Here is a 19,948-nt window from a genome sequence, read left to right as displayed (position 1 = left end):
CGTCGGAGGTATGCAGAGCAACAGGCGCATGCCCTCGTGGGCCGCGGCGCTGATCGGCCTGGTGTCCGGCGCGGTGGCGGTCGGGGTCTCCCTGCTCGTCGCGGGCCTGGTGAACCCGTCCGCCTTCCCGGTCGTCGCGGTGGGCGACTCCGCGGTCGACCTCACCCCGGCCGCGCTCAAGGAATGGGCGATCCGCTCCTTCGGCGAGAACGACAAGGTCGTACTGCTCGGCGGGATCCTCGTGGTCATGGCGGTCATCGCCGCGCTCCTGGGAATCGCCGCCGCCCGCGACGTCCGGTACGGCCTGGCGGGCCTGGCCGCCTTCGGCGTCGTCGGCGTCGTCGCCGTGCTGACCCGCCCGGACTCCGGGCTCGCGGACGTCCTGCCGACCGTGGTGGGCGTCGGCGCGGGCATGTTCGCGCTGAGCAGGATCATTCGCCGCTCCCTCGTGCCCGTCGAAGAGCTCGGTCCGTACGGCGACCGAGGGCACCCGACGCCCGGCGGCGCCGTGGGCGCGGCGGGGGCCGCGCACGGCACCGGACCGTGGGAGACCGCGCCGGATTCATCGCCGGAATCCGAGGAGCGGCCCGAGGCGTCCGTGCCGCCGGTCATGCGGGCCGGGAACGACCTGCGCGCGTTCGACCGCCGGGGCCTGCTGACCGGCGTGCTCGGCGGCGTCGCCGCCGCCGGAGTGGCCGGGATCGCCGGGCGGATGCTGTCGGGGCGGGCCGAGGTGAGCGTGGCCCGTAGCGGCATCACGCTGCCCCGTCCCGCGAAACCCCTCGCCCCGCTGCCCGCCGGGGTCGACCTCAGGCTCAAGGGCCTGTCGCCGTTCGTCACCCCGAACAGCGACTTCTACCGGGTCGACACCGCCCTGGTCGTCCCCCAGGTGGACCCGGGCAGCTGGACCCTCAAGATCCACGGCATGGTGGACCGCCCGGTCGAGCTCACCTTCGCCGACCTGATGAAGCGCACCGTGGTCGAGGCGGACGTCACGCTCTGCTGCGTCTCCAACGAGGTCGGCGGCCCCTACATCGGCAACGCCCGCTGGCTGGGCGTCAGCCTGGCCGACGTGCTGCGCGACGCGGGCGTCCGCAGAGGCGCCGACATGCTGCTCAGCACCTCCGCCGACGGCTGGACCGCCGGAACGCCGGTCGACGTCGTCCTCGACGGCCGCGACGCCCTGCTGGCCTTCGGCATGAACGGCGAGGCGCTCCCCGTCGACCACGGCTTCCCGGTCCGCCAGGTCGTCCCCGGCCTCTACGGCTACGTCTCGGCCACCAAGTGGGTCACCGACATCAGGGTCACCCGCTTCGACGAGGACGAGGCCTACTGGACGCCCAGGGGCTGGTCCGCCAAGGGGCCGATCAAGACCGAGTCCCGCATCGACCTGCCCAGGGACGGCGCGAGCATCTCCGCAGGCCGCACCGTCATCGCGGGCGTCGCCTGGGCCCAGCACAAGGGCGTGGACGCGGTCGAGGTCCGCGTCGACCGGGGCCCGTGGCGTCAGGCCCGCCTCGCCGAGGCCCCCACCGCCGACACCTGGCGCCAGTGGGTCCTCGACGACTGGGACGCCACTCCCGGCAGCCACACCATCGAGGTCCGCGCCACCGACGCCACCGGCTACACCCAGACCGCCGACCGGGTCCCGGTGGCCCCGGACGGCGCCACCGGCTGGCACACCATCCAGGTACGGGTCGGCTGACTTGGGCGGCGGGTCCTGTTGATGGCCTTTGACTGCCACAGGTGGAATCACACTCCCGCGTATGCGGGGCGGACTTATGGGACCCGAACGCGAAACAGCGGTTGTCAGGATCACCCCCGCGCGTGCGGGGCGGGCCTGATCTTCCGGAGCGACGGCGAGAGCTTCGTGGACCACCCCCGCGTGTGCGGGGCCGACAGGGCATCCTCATGATTCTGCAACACCCTGCGGTGTGGCGAGAGGACACCCCGCCTGCGGGGCGGGGTCACGCCCTCTGGTGAGTCACCGGTAGCACGGTTTCACGGAGCTTGCCCGGTTGTCCCACTCCGGGGACAGGTTTCCGGAGCCCCCGGGGTAAATCGGCCAGGACGACTCGTCGTAGTTCGGGTTCTCGTACAGGCACCACCAGGTGTCGGTGGTGCGGTCGGCGTAGCTCGATGCCCGGTCGTCCATGCTCTGCCGTCGCAGGTCCGGCGAGCCGTGCCGGAACGAGGCCATCAGCCCGGTCCCGCCGGCCCCGTCGAAAAGGCAGAAGTGCTGACGCGGGCAGCGTTCGTAGCCCGCGGGGGCGGCCTGGGCGAACGCCGGGCCGCCACCGCCCAGCAGGGCGAGTCCGAGAAGGGAGATCAGGGTTTTCCCGCGATACATGGTCGTTTCCCTTTGTCGTGGTCACCGGTGTCCTCCGTGGATGGAAGCGCGCCGGAGATTAGAAGAAGTGTTCGCCGCCGTGGTCGCGGACGTACTTGTAGGCCGTGTAGGCGCCGCCCAGGCACCCCTGGGTCGCGCCACCGCTGGGGCCGTAGGTGTCGAAGCAGATACGGCGCATCTCATGCCAGAAGCGCTCGTCGATCCACTCCTTGGTGGCGGGGAACGGGCTCAGTTTCAGAGCTCCGTGGTTACCGAAATTGCGGTAGCCGAAATCGTGGATGACGCACGCGCGACGGAAGAACTGTCCGATTCCGGTGCAGCCGTCGGTGCTCCAGTCGAACGGCGCGACGCGCGGGTGCCGTTCGAAGTCCGGATAGTTCAGCCCCATGATGTGGCGGGCGTCCTCGTACACTCCCGCCGAAGAGATCTCGGCCGAGGCGGCCGCCGGACCGCCGGTGGCCAGGGCCAGGGTCGTGATCAGGGCGAGGACGCCCTTCTTGACCGGGTCGCGCATGTGTCTCCCTCACTGGTCGGTACGTCGGCCCTGCTCGTGGCCGCCGGTTCCGATCACCGCCGTCACGAGCCGCGGCAGCCGGAGCGTTCACGCGGGTCTTCCGGCCTCGGCCGGATCGCCTGCTGCGGCGCTCACCTCGCTGCGGCACCGAGAGTGCTTCAGGCCGGTCACCTTTCGGTCGCTTCCCGGTGACCTGCCTGGTCAGAGGCCCGCAATCCGGTACGGCCCCTTTGGCGTCCGGTGCGTGGGCGGACAGCGGACGCTCGTCGACCATCCGTTGCCGGAGGGGACGCCGGTCGGGTCAGGTCCGCCGGATCGAGGCGGGCCAGACGACGATGTCGGGTTGCAGGGGATGGTCGGCGTTCTGGACGCCGACGGCGGCGAGACCGCCCGTGAGCCCCGCCGCCGTACGGTGCAGCCAGAGGGCCGGGGCGTGCGGCCGCGCGGCCAGGTCCGGGGCGTCGACCAGGCCGTCGAGCTCCACGGTGACGGAGGACCCGGTGACGTGCAGCCCGGTGATCGCATGTTCGGCGGAGTTCCACCTGGCGGTGCCGGAGGCGTCCGGGGCGATCGACAGGGAGAGCGGCACCGCCCCCGAGGGCAGGTCGAGGCTTCCCGACCACGCGCCGCCGACCTCGGTGGCCGGTACGGAGGACAGGTCGTCGTCGGGTGAACCGCCTGCGCGTACCAGCGGCGTGAAACCCGGCAGCAGAGCGGACAGGATGTCGTTGGCCACCGAGATCAGCAGATCCCTGCCGCTCTGCACGTTGGCCAGGGCCGCGATCACGATCCCCGCCGTGGGGACCGCGACCAGGTAGGCGGCCACGCCGCCCATGCTGCCGCCGTGGAAGGCGACGGGCAGGTCGCCGTGGTGCCGCACGCCCCAGCCGATCCCGTAGCCGTCGGCCCCGGGCCACGGCGCGGTGGGACGGCGGCTCGCGGCGAGCGCCTCGGCGGGCAGGGCGCTCGTGCCGCCCGCGTGCGCGAGCCCGAAACGGAGCAGGTCCCGGACGCTGCACCAGGCCTCCGCCGCCGCGCCGTGCCCGGTGACGTAGGGCGGGTACGCCGAGCCCGACGAGGTGTGGCGCCGGGCGGCGCCGAGGCCGCCGTCCGGCTCACCGAACCGGGCCGACCGCATCCCCAGCGGTTCGAAGATCAGCTTGGACAGCGCGTCCGCCAACGGGGAGCCGGTGACCTCCTCGATGACCGCGCCGAGCAGCTCGTAGCCGACGTTGGAGTAGGTCTGCCGGCCCCCCGGCGGGAACACGACACGGGCATAGGTCCGTAGCAGGTCGTTCCTGCTCGGCGCCCGATCGATCTCGTCGCCGTAGAAGAATCTGAGGAACGTGGGGAAACCACCGGTGTGGTTGGCGACCTGCCGGAGGGTGGGGACCGCCTCGTGGCCGGGCAGCGGCCGGTAACGCGACACCGGGGCGTCCAGATCGAGCGCGCCACGTTCGGCCAGGACGGCCAGTGCCGTGCCGACCATGGGCTTGGTGACGGAGGCCAGGCTGAAGGGCGTGTCGACCGTGGCGGCGACGCCGTCCCCGACCGAGGCCAGTCCGAACGCGGCTTCGAGCACCGTCGTCCCCCCGGCCGCGACGGCGAGCGCGGCTCCGGGCACCTCGCCCGAGTCGCAGGCGTCGCTCAGCCGGCGAGCCGCCTGGAGGACGAGGGTGCTGATCTGGTCACCGGGGGTCATCGTCTCCCATTCCTGCTTTTCGGTCCGTATCAGGGCGACATCGGGCAGACCAACCTATCGATCTACCCGGCCGGCCCTGTGAGCCGGGCCGTTCGCGGAACGCGGCGCCGTTCGTGGTGTCGCGCTGTGCGAGGTGAGGGCGAGAAGCAGCGGTTTCCATGATCTGGGGGCTTTGCGCGCCGTCGGCGTGCCAAATCCCCCGGAGAGCGGAAAATCCCCGGTCACCACCTCTGCAAATGGTCAACTCCTCCGTGCCGCGCCGGGAGCCGCTCTACTATCTGGCTCCCAGGGGTCGGGGGACGGGGGAGCGGTGAGTGGGTGGAGTTTGGCCTCGGGGGTCTACAACCCCGTGGTGACCATGGACGGGCAGCGGTGGCGGGACTTCGAGCTGGAGTTTCAGGCGCCGGCGGCGGCGGTGCCCCGGGAGCGGGAGCGGATGCGCTGGGGGCCGGCCCGGTTGGACCAGTGCCGGCCGTACGGGGTGGCGGGCGGGTTGGCCAGGCCCGATCCGCAGACCGAGGAGGACATGCTGCGGGCCGTCCCGGTCACCGAGCAGGGCACTCCGCGCCGCTTCCCCGACCCGCGCGGCATGTGGATCAGGCTGATCAACGGGACCGGGCCGGCCGACGACCCGTTCCGGGCCACCAACGCGATCGACTGCGCGCTGTCGGTGCTCTCCACCTGGTACGGGGCCCCGGCGGTGGCCGCGCCCCGGCGGCCCGAGTACGACCGGGTCGGCAGGCCGCTGCTCAGCGGCGAGGCCGGGGGAGTGGCCAGGGCGGAGCGGTGGCTGGGACAGCGCTTCCAGTACGTGGGGCAGGGGCGCCACGCCTACCTGCCGATCGCGCAGGCGCTGCTGGCCGGGGGGCACGGCTCCTCGGCCGTGGTCGTCAATCGCTGGCCGGCCGGGGGCAGCCACGCGTGGAACGCGGTGAACTTCGACGGCGAGGTGATCTGGATCGACGGGCAACGGGGACACATGGCGGTGGAGCCGCCGTACGAGTCGGTGACCGGCGTGTTCTGCGTCGTGATCGACAGGGAGGGGCGGCGGCTGTGAACCCGGACCAGGCCAGGGCGGTGGCGGAGGAGTACTTCAATGGTGTCCGCGGCGCGGGCGCCGCCGTCGAAATCAGGATTTATGCCTTTCAAGAGGGCTATGTCGCCTGGTCGAATGAGCCCGACTCCGACGATCCCAGCGTGCTGCCCGACACCGTCGGCTCCGGGTGCGTGGTCATCGACAGGGCCACCGGCGAGATCGTCATCCGGCCGCTGCTCAACCCCGAGACGGTGGCGGAGCAGTGGCCGGGACGCCGCCCCCGATAACGGAGACGTCCCGGCCACCATGCTCAACCTGCCCGGTTCCGCCGGGCCTCACCTCACGCTCGGGCCCGCTCGCGAACTCACGGCCCGGCGGTGCTCAGCCGCTCGCGAGCGAGCCCACCACCGAGGCGCGGGCCGCGCGCCGGGCGGGCAGGACCGCGGCGAGCACCCCGGCCAGGCCGGACAGCGCCACGAACGACAGGATCTGCGGCACCGGCAACTGGAGGATGACGTTCTCGGTCATCGTCCGCGCGGCGGCCCAGCCGAACCCGATGCCCAGCACCACGCCGACCAGCGCGCCGATGAGCCCCAGGACCAGCGCCTCGACCGAGAGCATCCGCCGCAGCTGGGGCCTGGTCAGGCCGAGCGCCCGCAGCAGCGCCGACTCGCGGGTGCGCTCGTGGACCGACAGCGAGAGCGTGTTGGCGATGCCCAGCAGGGAGATGAGCACCGCCAGGCCGAGCAGCCCGGTGATGATCATCAGCATCATGTCGAGCGCCTCGTCGAACTCGCCCCGCACCTCCGTCGAGCTGGCGACCTTCGCCGTCGGGTACGGCCGCGTCGCCGCCTCGACGGCCATCAGCGCCCGGTCGGGATCCACGCCGTCGGAGTGGTTGACGATCACTCGGCTGTCACCCACCTCGCCGAAGTAGCGGTCGAACTCCCGCTCCGGAACCGTCACACCGGAAAGGCCCGACTCCTGGTCGGAGACGCCCACGATCGACAGCTCGACCGCACCCGCCTTCGGCGTCCGCACGGTGATCCGGTCACCGACCCCGGCCTTGAGCCGCTCGGCGACATGGTCCGCGACCAGCGCCGTGCCCGGCACGAGCCGGTCGACCGAGCCCGCGTCCAGCTTCGGGGCGAAACCCGGAGCCGGGGTGAACGTCCCCACCTCGTATTTCTCGTCCCCGGTCGCGAGCCTGGCGGTGCTTGACCGGAACGCGACGACCGCGGTCAGCTCGGGCCTGGTCCGCAGGTCCTCGGCGATCGCCCGGGGCAGCTCCGAACTGCGATCCTGGCTCTGCACCAGGTAGTCGATCGGGAACTGCTCGTCGAGCTGATGGGCGTACGTCACCCGGATGGTGCCGGTGAGGACGGAGATGACGGTCATCAGCGTCACGCCCACGGTGAGCGCCACCGTGGTGGTCGCCGACCGCTTCGGGTTACGCCGGGAGTTGTCCACGGCCAGCCTGCCCGGCACCCCGAAGAGCCTGGCCGGAACCCAGCCCGCGAAGGCGGACAGCGGCTTCACGATCACCGGGCCGAAGGTCAGCACCGCCAGGAAGATGAGCGAGCAACCGGCCATGACCACGACGAGCGCGGACTCCCCGGGCTCCATGAACATTCCCGCCACGGTGATCCCCGCGCCCGAGACCAGGAAGAGCGCCGCGAAGATCATCCGTACCAGGCCGGCCCTGAAGGTCTGCTCCTCGGCCTGCGAGCGCAGCGCCGCGATCGGCGCCACCCGCGTCGCCGACCTGGCGGGCGGCAGCGCCGCGCCGACCGTGACGGTCAGGCCGATGACCAGGCCCAGGACGATCGTACGAGGCGTCAGGGAGGCCGCGACCGACGGCAGCGGCGCGCCGACCGCGGTCAGCACGGCCAGCGCTCCCGCCCCCATCCCGTAGCCGAGCAGCAGGCCCAGCACCGACGACAGCAGGCCGACCACCGCCGACTCCAGCACGATCGAGCCGAAGACCTGCCCGCGCGTCGCCCCGATGCAGCGCAGCAGCGCCATCTCACGGGTCCGCTGGGCCACCAGGATGTTGAAGGTGTTGTAGATGACCAGCGCGGCCACGAACATCGCCACCACGCCGAACAGCAGCAGGCCCAGGGTGAGGAACTCGCTGCTGGCGCCGTTGGCCTTGGCCAGGTCCGCCGCGTACCGCTCACCGGTCTTGACCTGGTGACCCGCCCCCACGGCCGCCGCGACCGAGGCGCGCAGCGTCTCCTGGGAGACCCCCTCGGCGGCGGTGACGTCGACCTCCCGGAACCCCCGCTGCCCGGTCATCTCTCTGGCCGTGCCGGTGGTGTAGCCGACCGCGCCGCTGTACCCGATCTCCTGGTCCAGGCCGACGTCGAACAGGCCCACCAGGGTGAACTCGTGCCTGACGTTCTCCGAGTCGAGCACCGCGATGGTGTCACCGACCCTGAAACCGCGAGTCCTGGCCGTACCCTCGTCGAGCACCGCCTCCTTCGCGGTCCTCGGCGCCGTACCGCTGACGATCGAGGTACGGTTCAGCGCGCCCTCGGGCAGCGAGATCCCCACCGTGGGATGGTCACCGGCCGCCTTGCCGTCCTTGCCGATCAGGGCGGACGTGCCCCGCACCAGCCCCTGGGCGTCGGCGACGCCTTCCACGGCGCGGATCTTCTCCAGGGTCGCGTCGGAGAGGACCGGAGCCCCGCCGCCGCTGTCCGGCAGCGGGAGCACCGCGACGTCGATCCGGTCGGCCGCCGCCGCGAACTTCTGGGTGAAACCCGCCTCGATGGTGTCGGTCAGTACGAACGTCCCCGCGATGAAGCCCACACCCAGCGCGATCGCCAGCGACGTCAGCAGCAGGCGCAACCGGTGCGCGCGCAACCCGGCCAGCGTCGTCCTCAGCACCTCACGCCTCCAGCTTCATCAGCGTGTCCAGCACCGACTGCGGCGTCGGCCCCACCAACTCGCTGACCAGCAGGCCGTCACGGAGGAAGACCACCCGGTCGGCGTAGGAGGCCGCCACCGGGTCATGGGTGACCATCACGATCGTCTGGTTCAGCTCGCGCACCGACGTACGCAGGAACGACAGCACCTCGGCACCGCTCCGCGAGTCCAGGTTGCCGGTGGGCTCGTCGGCGAAGATGACCTGCGGCCCGCTGATCAGGGCACGGGCGACCGCGACCCGCTGCTGCTGGCCACCGGACAGCTCGGAGGGCTTGTGCCCCAGCCGGTCGCGCAGCCCCACGGTCCCCACGACCAGGTCGAACAGCTCCGGGTCGGCCAGCCGCCCGGCGATCTCCAGCGGGAGCCGGATGTTCTGCTCGGCGGTCAGTGTCGGCAGCAGGTTGAACGCCTGGAAGACGAAACCGATCCGCTCGCGGCGGAGCAGGGTGAGCTGCCTGTCGTTGAGACCGGTGAGCTCCACGTCCCCGATGCGCACCTGCCCGCCGCTCACCGTGTCCAGCCCGGCCAGGCAGTGCATCAGCGTGGACTTGCCCGACCCCGAGGGCCCCATGATCGCGGTGAAGGCGCCGGACGAGAACGAGACGTCCACGCCGCGCAGCGCGTGCACGGCGGCGTCGCCCCGGCCGTACACCTTCGTGAGACCCCTGGCCGTCACGGCCGGCTCCGCGCCTCCGCGTGCGCCCCACGCGCCGACCTCTCCGGTGATGGTCACGGCAGTTCTCCTCAACAACGTATGGCGTTATGACGTACAAAACGCTATTGGCGAGAAAAGTGGGATCCATCATGAATTAGGGCTGACCTGCGGCCCTACGCAGGGCGTACCCGGAAGGCGAGACAGCACCTACGTCGCAGCACCACCTCGGCCATTCGGCCGATGGCGTCCACGACGACCGGCCGGGACGGAAGAGAGAGAACGGCGGACACGGCTCGAACAGGCCGACGCCGACCCGCGACGACCGTCCCCGATGCCGGGCTAGCCCGCCGAATGCGGGGTGACCAGGCCGGACTCGTAGGCGTACACGACCACCTGCGCCCGATCCCGCAGGCCCAGCTTGGCCAGCACCCGGCCCAGATGCGTCTTGACCGTCGCCTCCGCCAACTCCAGCCGACCGGCGATCTCCGTGTTCGACAACCCCCTCGCCACCAGCACCAGCACCTCACGCTCCCGCGCCGTCAACCCCGACAGCGCGGCCGGCTCGGCCACCCCCGCCGAGGGAAGATGCACCGCGAACCGCTCCAGCAACCGCCGCGTCGTACTCGGTGCCACCACCGCGTCGCCACTGTGCACCGAATGGATCGCACTCACCAGATCGGCGGGCGGCACATCCTTCAGCAGGAACCCCGACGCACCCGCCTTCAACGCCGCGAACGCGTACTCGTCCAGATCGAACGTGGTCAGGATCAGCACCCGAGGCCCCCCGGCCACCGAACGGATCAAACGCGTCGCCTCCACCCCGTCCATCACCGGCATCCGCACATCCATCAGCACCACATCGACCTCGACCGCCCGCACCGCCTCCACCGCGGCGGCCCCGTTACCCGCCTCCGCGACGACCTCGATACCCGGATGGGCGCCGAGCACCATCCGGAACCCGGTACGCAACAACTCCTGATCGTCGACCAGCATCACCCGAATCACCCGGTCGCTCACCGCTCCACACCCGTCCTGCTCTCCACGGAACGCACCCGATCGCCACCACGCCCGACCCGGACACCCACTCTCAAGCCGCCCGACCCGCCCCGGCCTCGCCGATCGGCAGCCGCGCCACCACCCGGAAACCACCACCGGAACCCGGCCTCGCCTCCACACTCCCACCGAACAGCGCGACCCGCTCCCGCATGCCGACCAGGCCGTGCCCGCCCTCCCGCCGCGGCGCCGCGGCACCACGACCGTCATCGGTCACCCGCAACAGCAACTCCCGCACGCCGTACTCCATCTCCACCACGGCCCTGCTCTCCGGACCGCCGTGCTTGAGAGTATTGGTGAGCGCCTCCTGCACGATCCGATAGACGGTCAACTGCTCCCCCTCAGGAAGCCTCCGCGGCGCCCCGAGCACCCGGAACTCCACCGGCAGCCCGGACGCACGCACCCGCGCCACCAGATCGTCCAGCTGCGACAGACTCGGCTGCGGAGCGTACTCCTCCTGCACGCCATCGGCCCGCAACACACCCACCATCCGCCGCATCTCCGCCAGCGCCCCGCGCCCCGTCGCCGAGACCGCCCGCATCGCCTGACGCGCCTGCTCCGGATCATGCTCGATCGCGTAACCCGCCCCGTCCGCCTGAACGATCATCACGCTCACATTGTGCGCGACCACATCGTGCAGCTCACGAGCGATCCGAGCCCGCTCTGCCGCCGCCGCCAACCGGGCCTGCTGATCACGCTCCCGCTCCGCCCGCTCGGCCCGCTCCTCCAACCCCTCCAGATAGCGGCGACGGGTGTTCGCGTAGATCCCCGCGATCCAGATCGCCACCGTGAACGCCGAGACCGTGGCGAAGGCACTCACGTCAAGTTCCGGCACCAACCGCGCGAACGCCAGAGCCAGCCCCAGCTCCACCACCAGACCCGCGCCGACCGCCCAGCGCAGCGGGCGCCGCGACGCCACACCGTACATGGCGACGAGCACCGAGACATTGAAGAACAACGGCTGCACACCGAGAAGCCACTGCAGGAAACAGGTCAGCGAGATGATCGCGAAGACCGCGACGGGACGCCGCCGCAGCCAGAGCAGCGGCACGAACAGCAACAACCCCAGCCCCGCGAACCCCCACAACCCCAGCCTCGCCGCCCCCAACGCCGCCAGGTCACCCGTCCCGACGGCCCAGACATTGAGCACCGAGACCAGCAGGAACGGGCTCAGCCACAGCGCGTCCGTAATCCCGGGGTGGCGCCTGCTCCAGGCGCGTAATCTGCCGAACACACCACCACGATACGTATGCGCGGATCACCGCCCTTCCCCCTGAAGACGGAGTCGGACGTACGACCCAGGTCGCACATCCGGCACGACTTACAGAGCCTTTACGGACCCTGCGGCACCATGGTTTACGGGAGCACCCTCCGGGGTGAGTAAAGGGAGACAGTTTGTGATGATCAATCACAACGACGCCGGGTCGCGCGGCATCTAGACCACGCCGCGCGACCTGACGTTTTCCCGTTCCCCCTGCCACACCGGATACCGCTCGGATGCTTCGGTGATCTCCTCCGAATCACCCGCCTACCCGCGCGGATCCACAGGATTTTTCCCGTCCGGCGGTGGACATCGTGCCGTTCCGGGCGACGCCGGTCCCACGAGTGGTCGACCGGAGCTCACGAGGGTGACTCACCGAAGCCGTCCCCCACGGCGAAGCGACCCGAACCTGCGTCCCCGGCCGCACCCGCCACACCGGACGCGGCGGCACGGTCTTCCGCGAGGACGGATTCGCGCAGTAATTGAATTGCTCTGCGTATGACCGCGGATCTCGACGCGAAGCGTCTTTCGGCCCGGCAATATTCTATGAAGAATGAATCCTGGGCCGATATTGTTACGTTGGTGTCTATCGACTTCATGTCGACCGGTTGGCTTTGAATTGTTTTGTAGGGCCGCCGGGATTCGAACCCGGACTGGCACGGACCTAAACCGTGTGTCTCTGCCTTTGGACTACGGCCCCTCGATTTTCCTGCGAAATTCTCTGTCTGTGAATGGCAGTTCGGGCAGAGGAAGCGCAGATTTTCTTTTCTGTTGTCCAGCCAGTTGCCATTGATGTGGTCAACGTGCAGTGTCAATGCCCGGCCCTGCCAGGTGTCCTCGATCCTACAGCCCGCGCAGCGGTATGGCATCCCGGTCTCGATCAAGCTGCGCCTGAGCCGCCCGGGGTTCGAGCGCGGGCTGCCCTCCGGCCGCATGACGAGAACCTGTTCCGGGAGACGGCGTCGTGGTGAGGAGTGTCCTCGATGATGTGCTTGGCCGAGGAAGTGCGATGTGTCGATTCCGAGGCGCTTCAGTTGGCGGCTGATGTGGGCGTGGTTGCCGCCCGCGACGGTGATGCCGAGGCGGCGGAGGACGTCGGTGACGCTGAGGGAGTCGGCCGCGGCCTCCGCCAGCATTTCGGGGGTGTATTTGTATTTGACGGGCACGCGTCAAGCCTAGGCAACGGATACGACAATTCTCGACGCGTGCCCACGTCATGATAAATGGCTAAAAAAGGGATTTAATCGACGCCGAGTTCGCGGCGGAGCCGGGCCACGTGGCCGGTCGCCTTCACGTTGTAGAGAGCTTTCTCGACCTTGCCGTCGGCGTCGATGACGAAGGTGGAGCGGATGACCCCGACCGTCGTCTTGCCGTACATCGTCTTCTCCCCGTAGGCGTCGTAGGCCTTGTGGACCTCCAACTCCGGGTCCGACAGCAGCGGGAAGGTCAGCGCGTCGCGCTCGACGAACTTGGCGAGCTTGGCGGGGGTGTCCTTCGAGACGCCGAGCACGGCGAGGCCGGCCGAGGTGAGCGAGGCCAGGCTGTCGCGGAAGTCGCAGGCCTGTTTGGTGCAGCCGGGGGTCATCGCGGCGGGGTAGAAGTAGAGGATGACGCGCCTGCCGCGGTACTGCTCAAGCGACACGGTGGTGCCGTCGGCGGCCGGAAGCGTGAAGTCCGGGGCGGCGTCGCCCGGCTCGAGTTTCATGATGTCCCTCCGAGGAATGGTTCCCCGGTCAACTTACCGGCCTGTCCGAAGTGCCGTGGGTGGTCCGGACCTGACAGACTGATCGATGTCAAGGAGTAGGGGAGGAGAGCCATGGCGGACACCGATCCCGCGGAGTTGGAGCGGCAGATCGAGCGCACGCGCGCGGAGTTGGCTCAGACGGTGGACGCCATCGCGGACCGGGTGAGCCCCAAGCGGGTCGCGGAGCGTGGTGTGGCGAAGGTCAGGGCGAACGCCGAGCATTTCGTCGCCCAGGTCGGTGACCTGGTGACCGGTGCGGCGGGGCCGAAGCCGGTCAGGCTGAATGGGGAGCCCGAGGATCTGTGGGCGGACGACCGGCCGGATCTGGCACCGATTCTGATCGGTGTGGGCGCGTTGCTGGCGGTCAGTGCGGTGATCATGTTGTGGCGGCGCCGCCGGCCGTGACCGGTGGACGGCGCCGTCGCGCGGCGGTGGGTGTGCTTCGATGCCTCCGGCCGTACGGATTCGGCGCCGATCCTGACCACTGTGGGGGCACCGGTGGTCGGAGGTCCCGAGTTGAGTAGGGGTTTACTCATGCGCCTTTTTCCTTGCTCGCGGAACATTGCGAGCAGGGAAAAAGGAGGGTAAATCCGTGAAAAGCATCATTCGCGCTGCGGTCGCGGTGGCGGCGACCACCGGTCTCATGCTGACGGTGGCTCCGGCCGCCTTCGCGGCGGCGGCGCCGGCGTCGGCCGCGCGCGACTTCGACGACAGCTTCGACCAGGAGTCCAGGAACGGTCTGGCCACGGTCGAGGCCGAGTACTCGGTCGAGGGCGACGACGAGGACGAGAACACGTTCGCGCTGCGGGGCGGGCTGTACGACGGTGACAGGCGTTCGCTGGCCCGGGGCGGGCGGTGTGCCTACTTCGAGGTGCAGGCCGCCTCGTCCGATGACGAGGACTGGAATGCCGTCAAGCGCGTGAAGCAGTGCGGTTATGACGACACCAAGTACTTCCGCGTCAAGGCGCACGACGTCAGCGAGGTGCGGGTGAGGACCTGCCAGATCAGCTACCGGGGTTGGTCCACCTACAAGTGCAGCAGGTGGTACGAGCTCGACCTGGGCTTCTAGAGGTTTCCGCCGAGCCCTGACACGGGGCCTCTCCGGGCGCGGGGGCGGCGCGGGCCTCCGGGGCCGGAGGGTGGGGGATGGGACACGAGCGGGCACCCGCCGGTGGGCGAGGTGTCCGCTCCGCGTGCACGGGTGGTGGGTCAGAGGAAGGTGCGGCCCTCGCCCCGGTAGGTGGGGACCTCGTCCACCACCCTGTCCCCGTCGATCAGGTGCAGACTGGCGAAGCGCTCGCAGAGCTCGCCGGCCTTGGCGTGCCTGAACCAGACCCGGTCGCCGGTGCGCAGGTCCTCGGCGGCCTGTCCGACCAGGGGGGTCTGGACCTCGCCGGCTCCCTCGTCGGGGTCGTACCGCAGCCCGCACGGCAGGTAGGGCTGGGGCAGGCGGTCGGCGCCGGGGGCGCCGGAGGCCGGGTAGCCGCCGCCGAGGACCGTGACGACGCCGGGTGCGGGGCGGCGCACGACGGGCAGGGCGAAGAGGGCGGCGGGGTGGCCGCCGAAGCCCCGGTAGAAGTCGAACAGGCGGGGGTGGAAGAAGCCGGAGCCGGCGGCGATCTCGGTGACGGCCCTCTCCCTGGTGGTCTTCTCGATGCTGCCGGTGCCGCCGCCGTTGACGAACTCCAGGTCGGTGATCTGGCGGACGGCCTGGACGATCCGGCCCCTGCGTGTGATCAGCTCGCGCTGGGAGCGGGTCTGCATCAGGCGGATGGCCCGGGTGAGGGCGGGCTTGCCGGGAGGGTCGTCGCCGACCCCGGCGATCTGCGCCTCGTACGCCATCACGCCCACGAGGCGGAATCCGGGGCGTTTGGCGATCCGGGTGGCCAGGTCGGCGGCCTGGTCGCTCTCGCGGACGGGGGAGCGGCGGACGCCCGCCCGGAACCGGCCGCCGAAGGCGAGGTAGCCCGCGTCGATGTCGAGGCAGACCCGGATCTCCTGGCGGTCGCGGACGCCGGCGACGGCGGAGTCGACGAGGTCGAGGTGGTCGATCTGGTCCACCATGACGGTGATCTCCCGCGCGGCGAGCGGTTCGGCGGCCAGCTCGGCGAGCGCGGCGCGGTCCACCGTGGGGTAGGCGACGAGCACGTTCCGCATTCCGGTGGAGACCAGCCAGAGGGCCTCGGGGAGGGTGAAGGCCATGATCCCGGTGAAACCGTCCATGGCGAGGATCCGTTCGAGTACGGCCCGGGACCTGACGGACTTGCTGGCGACCCTGATCGGCTTGCCGTGAGCCCGATGGAGCATTCCCTCGGCGTTGGCGCGCAGGGCGGGCAGGTCGAGGACGGCGAAGGGGGGGTCCAGGTGTGCGGTGGCCCGGTTGTAGCGCTGGAGGTCGTCCATGTCCGCAGGATAACTCGGCTCGGGAGAATATGAGCAGTGTTCATGTTGATGGAGGGTGCTCAATGCTCCCGCAAGGAGGGCCCCAAGATCGCGCAAGAGGGTGGTTGATCCCGGCCTCGCCCCCGCCGGAACGCGTACACCTGACCGAATGACGACTACTCTCCAGGACGTCCTGGCGGGCTCGGCGGGCACCGGGAGCGCGGGAGGCAGGGCGGCCGAGCAGTTTCAGGACGTCCGCCGCAGGTCGGTGCGGCTGCTTCGGCCGGGGAGGACCCCGGCGGGCGTGTCGGCGGCGCTGGTGGCGTCCGTCGTGCTGTCGGTCTCGGCCGCGGTGACCGTGGGCCTGCTGATGGAGTCGCCCGTCGCGCGCATGCCCTACCGGCGGCTCGTCAACGGGGTCGGCTCGTGGAGCTGGTCGGACCCCGTCGTGTTCGCCATGGCGGTGCTCGCCATGGCGGCGGGCCTGCTGATGCTCGGGCTCGCGGCCCTGCCGGGACGGCCCAGACTGGTGCCGCTGGAGTCGGGGGATCCGCACCTGGTGATCGGGATCACCAGGTCCGGACTCTGCCGCACGCTGGGGGAGGCGGCGGCGTCGGTGGAGGAGGTGAACGGGGCACGGGTCCGGCTCGCCTCAAGGATCGTCGAGGTCACCGTGTTCACCGAGGCCGAGCGGACCGGGCCGGTGCTGCGCGGGGTGGGCGCGGCGGTGGGTGACCGGATGGCGGGCCTGGGCGCGATGTGCGCGGGCGACGTCGTGGTGCGGCTGCGCAGGCGGAGGGTCAGATGAGACCGTACCTCGGCAACCGGATCGGCCTGGCCGTCACCGGCGCGGTGCTGGCCTGCACCGGTCTCTACGCCTTCCTGCGGGGACGTGGTGACCTGCCCGGCCGGCCGCCGGGGGCCAGGCTCGTGCGCGGGGGGTTTCCCGGGTGGCTGGCCGCGCATCCGTGGCTGGGCTGGCTGGTCGCGCTGCTGCTGGTGGTGCTCGCGCTGCTGGCGGTGCGGTGGCTGCTACACGCCCTGGGCTGGAGACGGTGGGGCAGGCGGACCGGAACGGGGACCGCCATGCTCGCTGTTGCCCTTAAAGAAGTCGAAGGGCTCGTCCGGATTCGGGTCAGGTACGTAAGGCACGAGCGGCTGCGGATCAGTGTGGGCTGCGCGCCGGGGACCGACGTCGGCAGGCTCGTGGCGCGGCTGAACAAGGACGCGGTGGGGAAGGTCAGACGGGCTCTCGGGGAGGTAGAACTCGGCACGATGGTTCGGCTGCACGTCCGTCGGCGCTGACCTGCCGTACACCGGCTCCTCGACGGGGCTCGCGTACACCGGCCGCTCGGCGGTCCTGCCGTAGGCCGGTTCCTCGTCCGGTTCCGCGTCCTCCGCCTCCTCGGGGGCGCTCTCCCGGTGCCGGACGCCGAAGGCCAGTCCGGCGGCCAGGCAGAGCAGCGGGAGCGCGGGCACCACGTAGCGGTGGTCGAAGGCCGCGATGAAGGGCGGCAGGATCAGCAGCATGGTCCCCGCGGCCCAGGGCAGCAGCACCGCGCCGCCGAGCCGCCGCAACCGCATCAGCACGCCGACCAGGCCGACCAGGCAGATCACCGCGAGGAACGGGCCGCGCACGAAGCCGTGCTCCTGGTAGCCGCGCAGCCAGCCCGCGTACGGCTCGGCCATCGTCGGCGCGCCCGAGGAGCCCTGGTAGGCCACGGTCAACTGCTCGGCGGTCTTCCCCTGTGAGGCGGCCCCGGTGGAAAAGGGGCGCGGCGTGTCGGGGAAGACGTAGGCGCTCTGCGGCCCGGGGGTCGGGTAGACGCGCCGGGTCCAGTCGAAGATGTGGACCGCGTCGTCCAGGCCCGCCCGCAGGAAGTCCAGGGGCTGGGCCTTGATGGCCTGGGTGGCGAAGGCGCCGGCGAGCGCGTCGCGCTCGGCCCAGCTGCCCTTGACCTTGTTCAGCGGTGAGGCGCCGTCCCAGATGTAGACCGGCGGCGCCGCGCGCCGCCCCACCGGTTCCGTGGGGCACAGGGCCGCCTCGGGGCCGGTCGGCTGGATCCTGGCGCAGTCGGCGAAGGTCATCGTCCGCGCCCACAGGAAGGTGTTGCCCCGGGTCAGCGCGTAGCCGCCGTGCTCGGATTCGAACCAGGCGGCGTAGGAGCCCAGGCCGATGGCGGCGGCCAGGGTCGCGGAGACGACCGCCCGCCACCCGGCCCGGCGGATCACCAGGCAGACCAGCGCCACGGCGATCAGCGGCAGCCCGATGGTCCGGGTGACCGTCGCGGCGGCCAGCAGCAGGCCGGCCAGCGCGGCGACCCAGGCGGCCGGGCGTCGCCGCCACAGCAGCAGGGTGACCGCCAGCACCGCCAGGAACTGGAAGAGCAGGTCCGCCATGACGAGGTGTTCGAGCTGGATCTGGTGGGCGTCCAGCAACACCGGCAGCGCGGCGAGCGTCGCGCCCCATCCCGGCAGGCGGCCCAGCCTGCGCAGCAGCAGGTAGACGCAGAGCGCCACGGCCAGCCCGAGCAGGTGCTGGACGACGACCACGGCCTGGACGCTGGCCAGCGGCTTGAGGATCCACAGGAACAGCGAGTAGCCCGCGGGACGGGACTCCAGGGGACGGGGGTCGAGCCCGGCGCTCAGGTAGACGAAGGAGTCGGCCCAGAACCACAGGGCGGGCCGGTAGCCGAGCACCGCCAGGGCGCGCAGGCCGCCGCCGGCCAGCAGGGCGGCGATGAAGAGCCAGTGTGCCCCGAGGAAACGGAGCACCCGCGAGGCGCGGTTCGCCGGGTGCGTTCCCGTTACCACCACGACCTCCCGAGTCCCGCGGACATGGCCACCCAGCATAGGCGCGAGATGGGAGGGGCCCATACGTGATGCGAAATTTGGTGGTGATCGAGTTCTTTGTGGCGTTCCAGGCGTTCAGCACTCGATGACGTTCACCGCGAGCCCGCCGCGGCTGGTCTCCTTGTACTTGTCGAGCATGTCGCGGCCGGTGTCGCGCATCGTCTTGATGGCCTTGTCCAGCGAGACGAAGTGCCGGCCGTCGCCGCGCAGCGCGATCCTGGCCGCGGCGATGGCCTTGATCGAGGCGACGGCGTTGCGCTCGATGCACGGGATCTGCACCAGGCCGCCGATCGGGTCGCAGGTCAGCCCCAGGTTGTGCTCGATGCCGATCTCGGCGGCGTTCTCGACCTGCTCGGGGGTGCCGCCCATCACCTCGGTGAGTCCGGCTGCGGCCATCGAGCAGGCGGAGCCGACCTCGCCCTGGCAGCCCACCTCGGCCCCGGAGATGGAGGCGTTCTCCTTGAACAGCACGCCGATCGCCCCCGCGGTCAGCAGGAAGCGGATCACTCCCTCGTCATCGGATTCGCGGACGAAGCGGTCGTAGTAGGTGAGCACGGCGGGGATGATGCCCGCGGCGCCGTTGGTGGGCGCGGTGACGATCCGGCCGCCGGCGGCGTTCTCCTCGTTGACCGCGAGGGCGAACAGCGAGACCCAGTCCATCGTCTGCAGCGAGTCCTTCTCTCCAGGCTCGCTCCGCAGCTGCCGGTGGAGCTGGTGGGCGCGGCGGCGGACCTTCAGGCCGCCGGGCAGCACGCCCTCCTTGTCGATGCCCCGTCGCACGCACTCGCTCATCACCTGCCACAGGACGAGCAGCTGGGCGCGGATCTCGGCCTCGGTGCGGCCGAACGCCCGCTCGTTCTCCAGCATCAGCCCGGAGATCGACAGCCCGGTCTCCGCGCACTGGGCGAGCAGTTCCGCGGCCGTGGTGAAGGGGTGCGGCAGGACCGTGTCGTCGGGTTTGATCCGGTCGGCGCCGGTGGCGTTCTCGTCGACGACGAAACCGCCGCCCACCGAGTAGTAGACCTTCTCGCGCAGCGTCTCGCCGGACTCCGACAGGGCGGTGAAGCGCATGCCGTTGGGGTGGTGGGGGAGCGAGATCTTGCGTTCGAAGACGAGGTCCTCGCCGATGACGAAGGGGACCTCGTGGGAGCCGTACAGGCGGACGGTGCCCGAGGCGCGCATGGCGGCCAGCCGCTCGTCGACCGTGTCGACGTCGACCAGCTCGGGTTTCTCGCCCGACAGGCCGAGCAGCACCGCCTTGTCACTGCCGTGGCCCTTGCCGGTCAGCCCGAGCGAGCCGTACAGGACGGCGCTCACCCGCGCGGTCTTCTCCAGCAGCCCGTCCCGGTGCAGGCCCCGGGCGAACTTGTGGGCGGCGGCCATCGGGCCGCCGGTGTGCGAGCTGGACGGGCCGATTCCGATCTTGAAGAGATCGAAGACACTGATCGTCATCTGAATCCTTCCAGC

General features: G+C 70.7%; 17 protein-coding genes, 1 tRNA gene and 1 pseudogene. 6 read left to right on the top strand and 13 right to left on the bottom strand.

What is annotated here, in order from left to right:
• Positions 1-10: 10 nt before the first annotated feature.
• Positions 11-1,705, top strand: a complete 1,695-nt coding sequence (locus tag AB0K21_RS20565; protein WP_364151925.1) for a molybdopterin-dependent oxidoreductase — start codon at positions 11-13, stop codon at positions 1,703-1,705.
• Between the two features lie 279 nt (positions 1,706-1,984).
• Here AB0K21_RS20565 and AB0K21_RS20560 read toward each other — a convergent pair whose 3' ends face one another.
• The 3 genes from AB0K21_RS20560 to AB0K21_RS20550 all read right to left on the bottom strand — a co-directional run bounded on the left by AB0K21_RS20560 (position 1,985) and on the right by AB0K21_RS20550 (position 4,566).
• Positions 1,985-2,350: a peptidase inhibitor family I36 protein gene (locus AB0K21_RS20560; protein WP_364151922.1), complete on the bottom strand. Its 366-nt coding sequence runs from the start codon at positions 2,348-2,350 to the stop codon at positions 1,985-1,987.
• Positions 2,351-2,408: 58 nt separating this feature from the next.
• On the bottom strand, positions 2,409-2,864 hold the full coding sequence (locus AB0K21_RS20555) for a phospholipase A2 (RefSeq protein WP_343975471.1): 456 nt from the start codon (positions 2,862-2,864) through the stop codon (positions 2,409-2,411).
• Between the two features lie 301 nt (positions 2,865-3,165).
• Positions 3,166-4,566: a serine hydrolase domain-containing protein gene (locus AB0K21_RS20550; RefSeq protein ID WP_343975468.1), complete on the bottom strand. Its 1,401-nt coding sequence runs from the start codon at positions 4,564-4,566 to the stop codon at positions 3,166-3,168.
• A 310-nt stretch (positions 4,567-4,876) separates the two neighbouring features.
• On the opposite strand from AB0K21_RS20550, the gene AB0K21_RS20545 reads away from it, so the two are divergent.
• The gene (locus AB0K21_RS20545) at positions 4,877-5,623 is read left to right on the top strand and encodes a toxin glutamine deamidase domain-containing protein (RefSeq protein WP_364151918.1); all 747 of its coding nucleotides are present in this window, start codon (positions 4,877-4,879) and stop codon (positions 5,621-5,623) included.
• Positions 5,620-5,889, top strand: coding sequence for a hypothetical protein (locus AB0K21_RS20540; RefSeq protein ID WP_343975462.1), 270 nt, complete (start codon positions 5,620-5,622; stop codon positions 5,887-5,889). The genes AB0K21_RS20545 and AB0K21_RS20540 overlap by 4 nt, the downstream gene beginning before the upstream one ends.
• Positions 5,890-5,983: 94 nt before the next feature.
• Here AB0K21_RS20540 and AB0K21_RS20535 read toward each other — a convergent pair whose 3' ends face one another.
• The 7 genes and pseudogenes from AB0K21_RS20535 to bcp all read right to left on the bottom strand — a co-directional run bounded on the left by AB0K21_RS20535 (position 5,984) and on the right by bcp (position 13,207).
• Complete coding sequence (locus AB0K21_RS20535) at positions 5,984-8,494, bottom strand: FtsX-like permease family protein (protein ID WP_364151914.1); 2,511 nt, start codon at positions 8,492-8,494, stop codon at positions 5,984-5,986.
• A gap of 1 nt (position 8,495) precedes the next feature.
• Complete coding sequence (locus AB0K21_RS20530; RefSeq protein WP_364151911.1) at positions 8,496-9,266, bottom strand: ABC transporter ATP-binding protein; 771 nt, start codon at positions 9,264-9,266, stop codon at positions 8,496-8,498.
• Between the two features lie 261 nt (positions 9,267-9,527).
• A complete protein-coding gene (locus tag AB0K21_RS20525) occupies positions 9,528-10,193 on the bottom strand; it encodes a response regulator transcription factor (RefSeq protein WP_343975993.1) in 666 nt (221 codons plus the stop codon).
• An 82-nt stretch (positions 10,194-10,275) separates the two neighbouring features.
• Positions 10,276-11,475, bottom strand: coding sequence for a histidine kinase (locus tag AB0K21_RS20520; protein ID WP_343975452.1), 1,200 nt, complete (start codon positions 11,473-11,475; stop codon positions 10,276-10,278).
• A 654-nt stretch (positions 11,476-12,129) separates the two neighbouring features.
• Positions 12,130-12,202 (bottom strand) — tRNA-Leu (locus AB0K21_RS20515).
• 28 nt (positions 12,203-12,230) lie between these two features.
• Positions 12,231-12,371, bottom strand: a pseudogene (locus AB0K21_RS20510) (HNH endonuclease); the annotation flags it as partial.
• A gap of 371 nt (positions 12,372-12,742) precedes the next feature.
• On the bottom strand, positions 12,743-13,207 hold the full coding sequence (gene bcp, locus AB0K21_RS20505; RefSeq protein WP_343975449.1) for a thioredoxin-dependent thiol peroxidase: 465 nt from the start codon (positions 13,205-13,207) through the stop codon (positions 12,743-12,745).
• Between the two features lie 111 nt (positions 13,208-13,318).
• Here bcp and AB0K21_RS20500 point away from each other — a divergent pair, with 111 nt between their 5' ends.
• Positions 13,319-13,651 carry a DUF3618 domain-containing protein gene (locus tag AB0K21_RS20500; RefSeq protein WP_364151907.1) on the top strand — a complete coding sequence of 111 codons (333 nt, stop codon included), beginning with the start codon at positions 13,319-13,321 and terminating at the stop codon, positions 13,649-13,651.
• Between the two features lie 187 nt (positions 13,652-13,838).
• Positions 13,839-14,315 (top strand): hypothetical protein, encoded by a 477-nt coding sequence (locus AB0K21_RS20495; protein WP_343975443.1) that lies wholly within the window; start codon positions 13,839-13,841, stop codon positions 14,313-14,315.
• A gap of 140 nt (positions 14,316-14,455) precedes the next feature.
• Here the strand turns inward: AB0K21_RS20495 and AB0K21_RS20490 are convergent, their stop codons facing one another.
• Complete coding sequence (locus AB0K21_RS20490) at positions 14,456-15,649, bottom strand: amino acid deaminase/aldolase (protein WP_343975440.1); 1,194 nt, start codon at positions 15,647-15,649, stop codon at positions 14,456-14,458.
• A 148-nt stretch (positions 15,650-15,797) separates the two neighbouring features.
• Here AB0K21_RS20490 and AB0K21_RS20485 point away from each other — a divergent pair, with 148 nt between their 5' ends.
• Positions 15,798-16,436 carry a DUF6286 domain-containing protein gene (locus tag AB0K21_RS20485; protein WP_343975437.1) on the top strand — a complete coding sequence of 213 codons (639 nt, stop codon included), beginning with the start codon at positions 15,798-15,800 and terminating at the stop codon, positions 16,434-16,436.
• 224 nt (positions 16,437-16,660) lie between these two features.
• Here the strand turns inward: AB0K21_RS20485 and AB0K21_RS20480 are convergent, their stop codons facing one another.
• Together AB0K21_RS20480 and AB0K21_RS20475 are read right to left on the bottom strand one after the other, a co-directional pair.
• Complete coding sequence (locus AB0K21_RS20480) at positions 16,661-18,442, bottom strand: hypothetical protein (RefSeq protein WP_343975434.1); 1,782 nt, start codon at positions 18,440-18,442, stop codon at positions 16,661-16,663.
• A gap of 114 nt (positions 18,443-18,556) precedes the next feature.
• Positions 18,557-19,933 (bottom strand): L-serine ammonia-lyase, encoded by a 1,377-nt coding sequence (locus AB0K21_RS20475; protein ID WP_343975431.1) that lies wholly within the window; start codon positions 19,931-19,933, stop codon positions 18,557-18,559.
• Positions 19,934-19,948 lie beyond the last annotated feature (15 nt).

Source organism: Streptosporangium sp. NPDC049248 (genome assembly GCF_040678965.1).
Taxonomy (GTDB): domain Bacteria; phylum Actinomycetota; class Actinomycetes; order Streptosporangiales; family Streptosporangiaceae; genus Streptosporangium; species Streptosporangium fukuiense.
Note: the sequence above shows the minus strand (reverse complement) of the source record. Positions and strands in the feature narration are given on the sequence as shown.

Bases quoted from the DNA above. Each gene is read 5' to 3' on its own strand.
- AB0K21_RS20500 (WP_364151907.1), top strand. From the start codon at position 13,319: ATGGCGGACACCGATCCCGCGGAGTTGGAGCGGCAGATCGAGCGCACG.
- AB0K21_RS20565 (WP_364151925.1), top strand. From the start codon at position 11: ATGCAGAGCAACAGGCGCATGCCCTCGTGGGCCGCGGCGCTGATCGGC.
- AB0K21_RS20475 (WP_343975431.1), bottom strand. From the start codon at position 19,933: ATGACGATCAGTGTCTTCGATCTCTTCAAGATCGGAATCGGCCCGTCC.
- AB0K21_RS20550 (WP_343975468.1), bottom strand. From the start codon at position 4,566: ATGACCCCCGGTGACCAGATCAGCACCCTCGTCCTCCAGGCGGCTCGC.
- AB0K21_RS20560 (WP_364151922.1), bottom strand. From the start codon at position 2,350: ATGTATCGCGGGAAAACCCTGATCTCCCTTCTCGGACTCGCCCTGCTG.
- AB0K21_RS20555 (WP_343975471.1), bottom strand. From the start codon at position 2,864: ATGCGCGACCCGGTCAAGAAGGGCGTCCTCGCCCTGATCACGACCCTG.
- AB0K21_RS20485 (WP_343975437.1), top strand. From the start codon at position 15,798: ATGACGACTACTCTCCAGGACGTCCTGGCGGGCTCGGCGGGCACCGGG.
- AB0K21_RS20490 (WP_343975440.1), bottom strand. From the start codon at position 15,649: ATGGACGACCTCCAGCGCTACAACCGGGCCACCGCACACCTGGACCCC.
- bcp (WP_343975449.1), bottom strand. From the start codon at position 13,207: ATGAAACTCGAGCCGGGCGACGCCGCCCCGGACTTCACGCTTCCGGCC.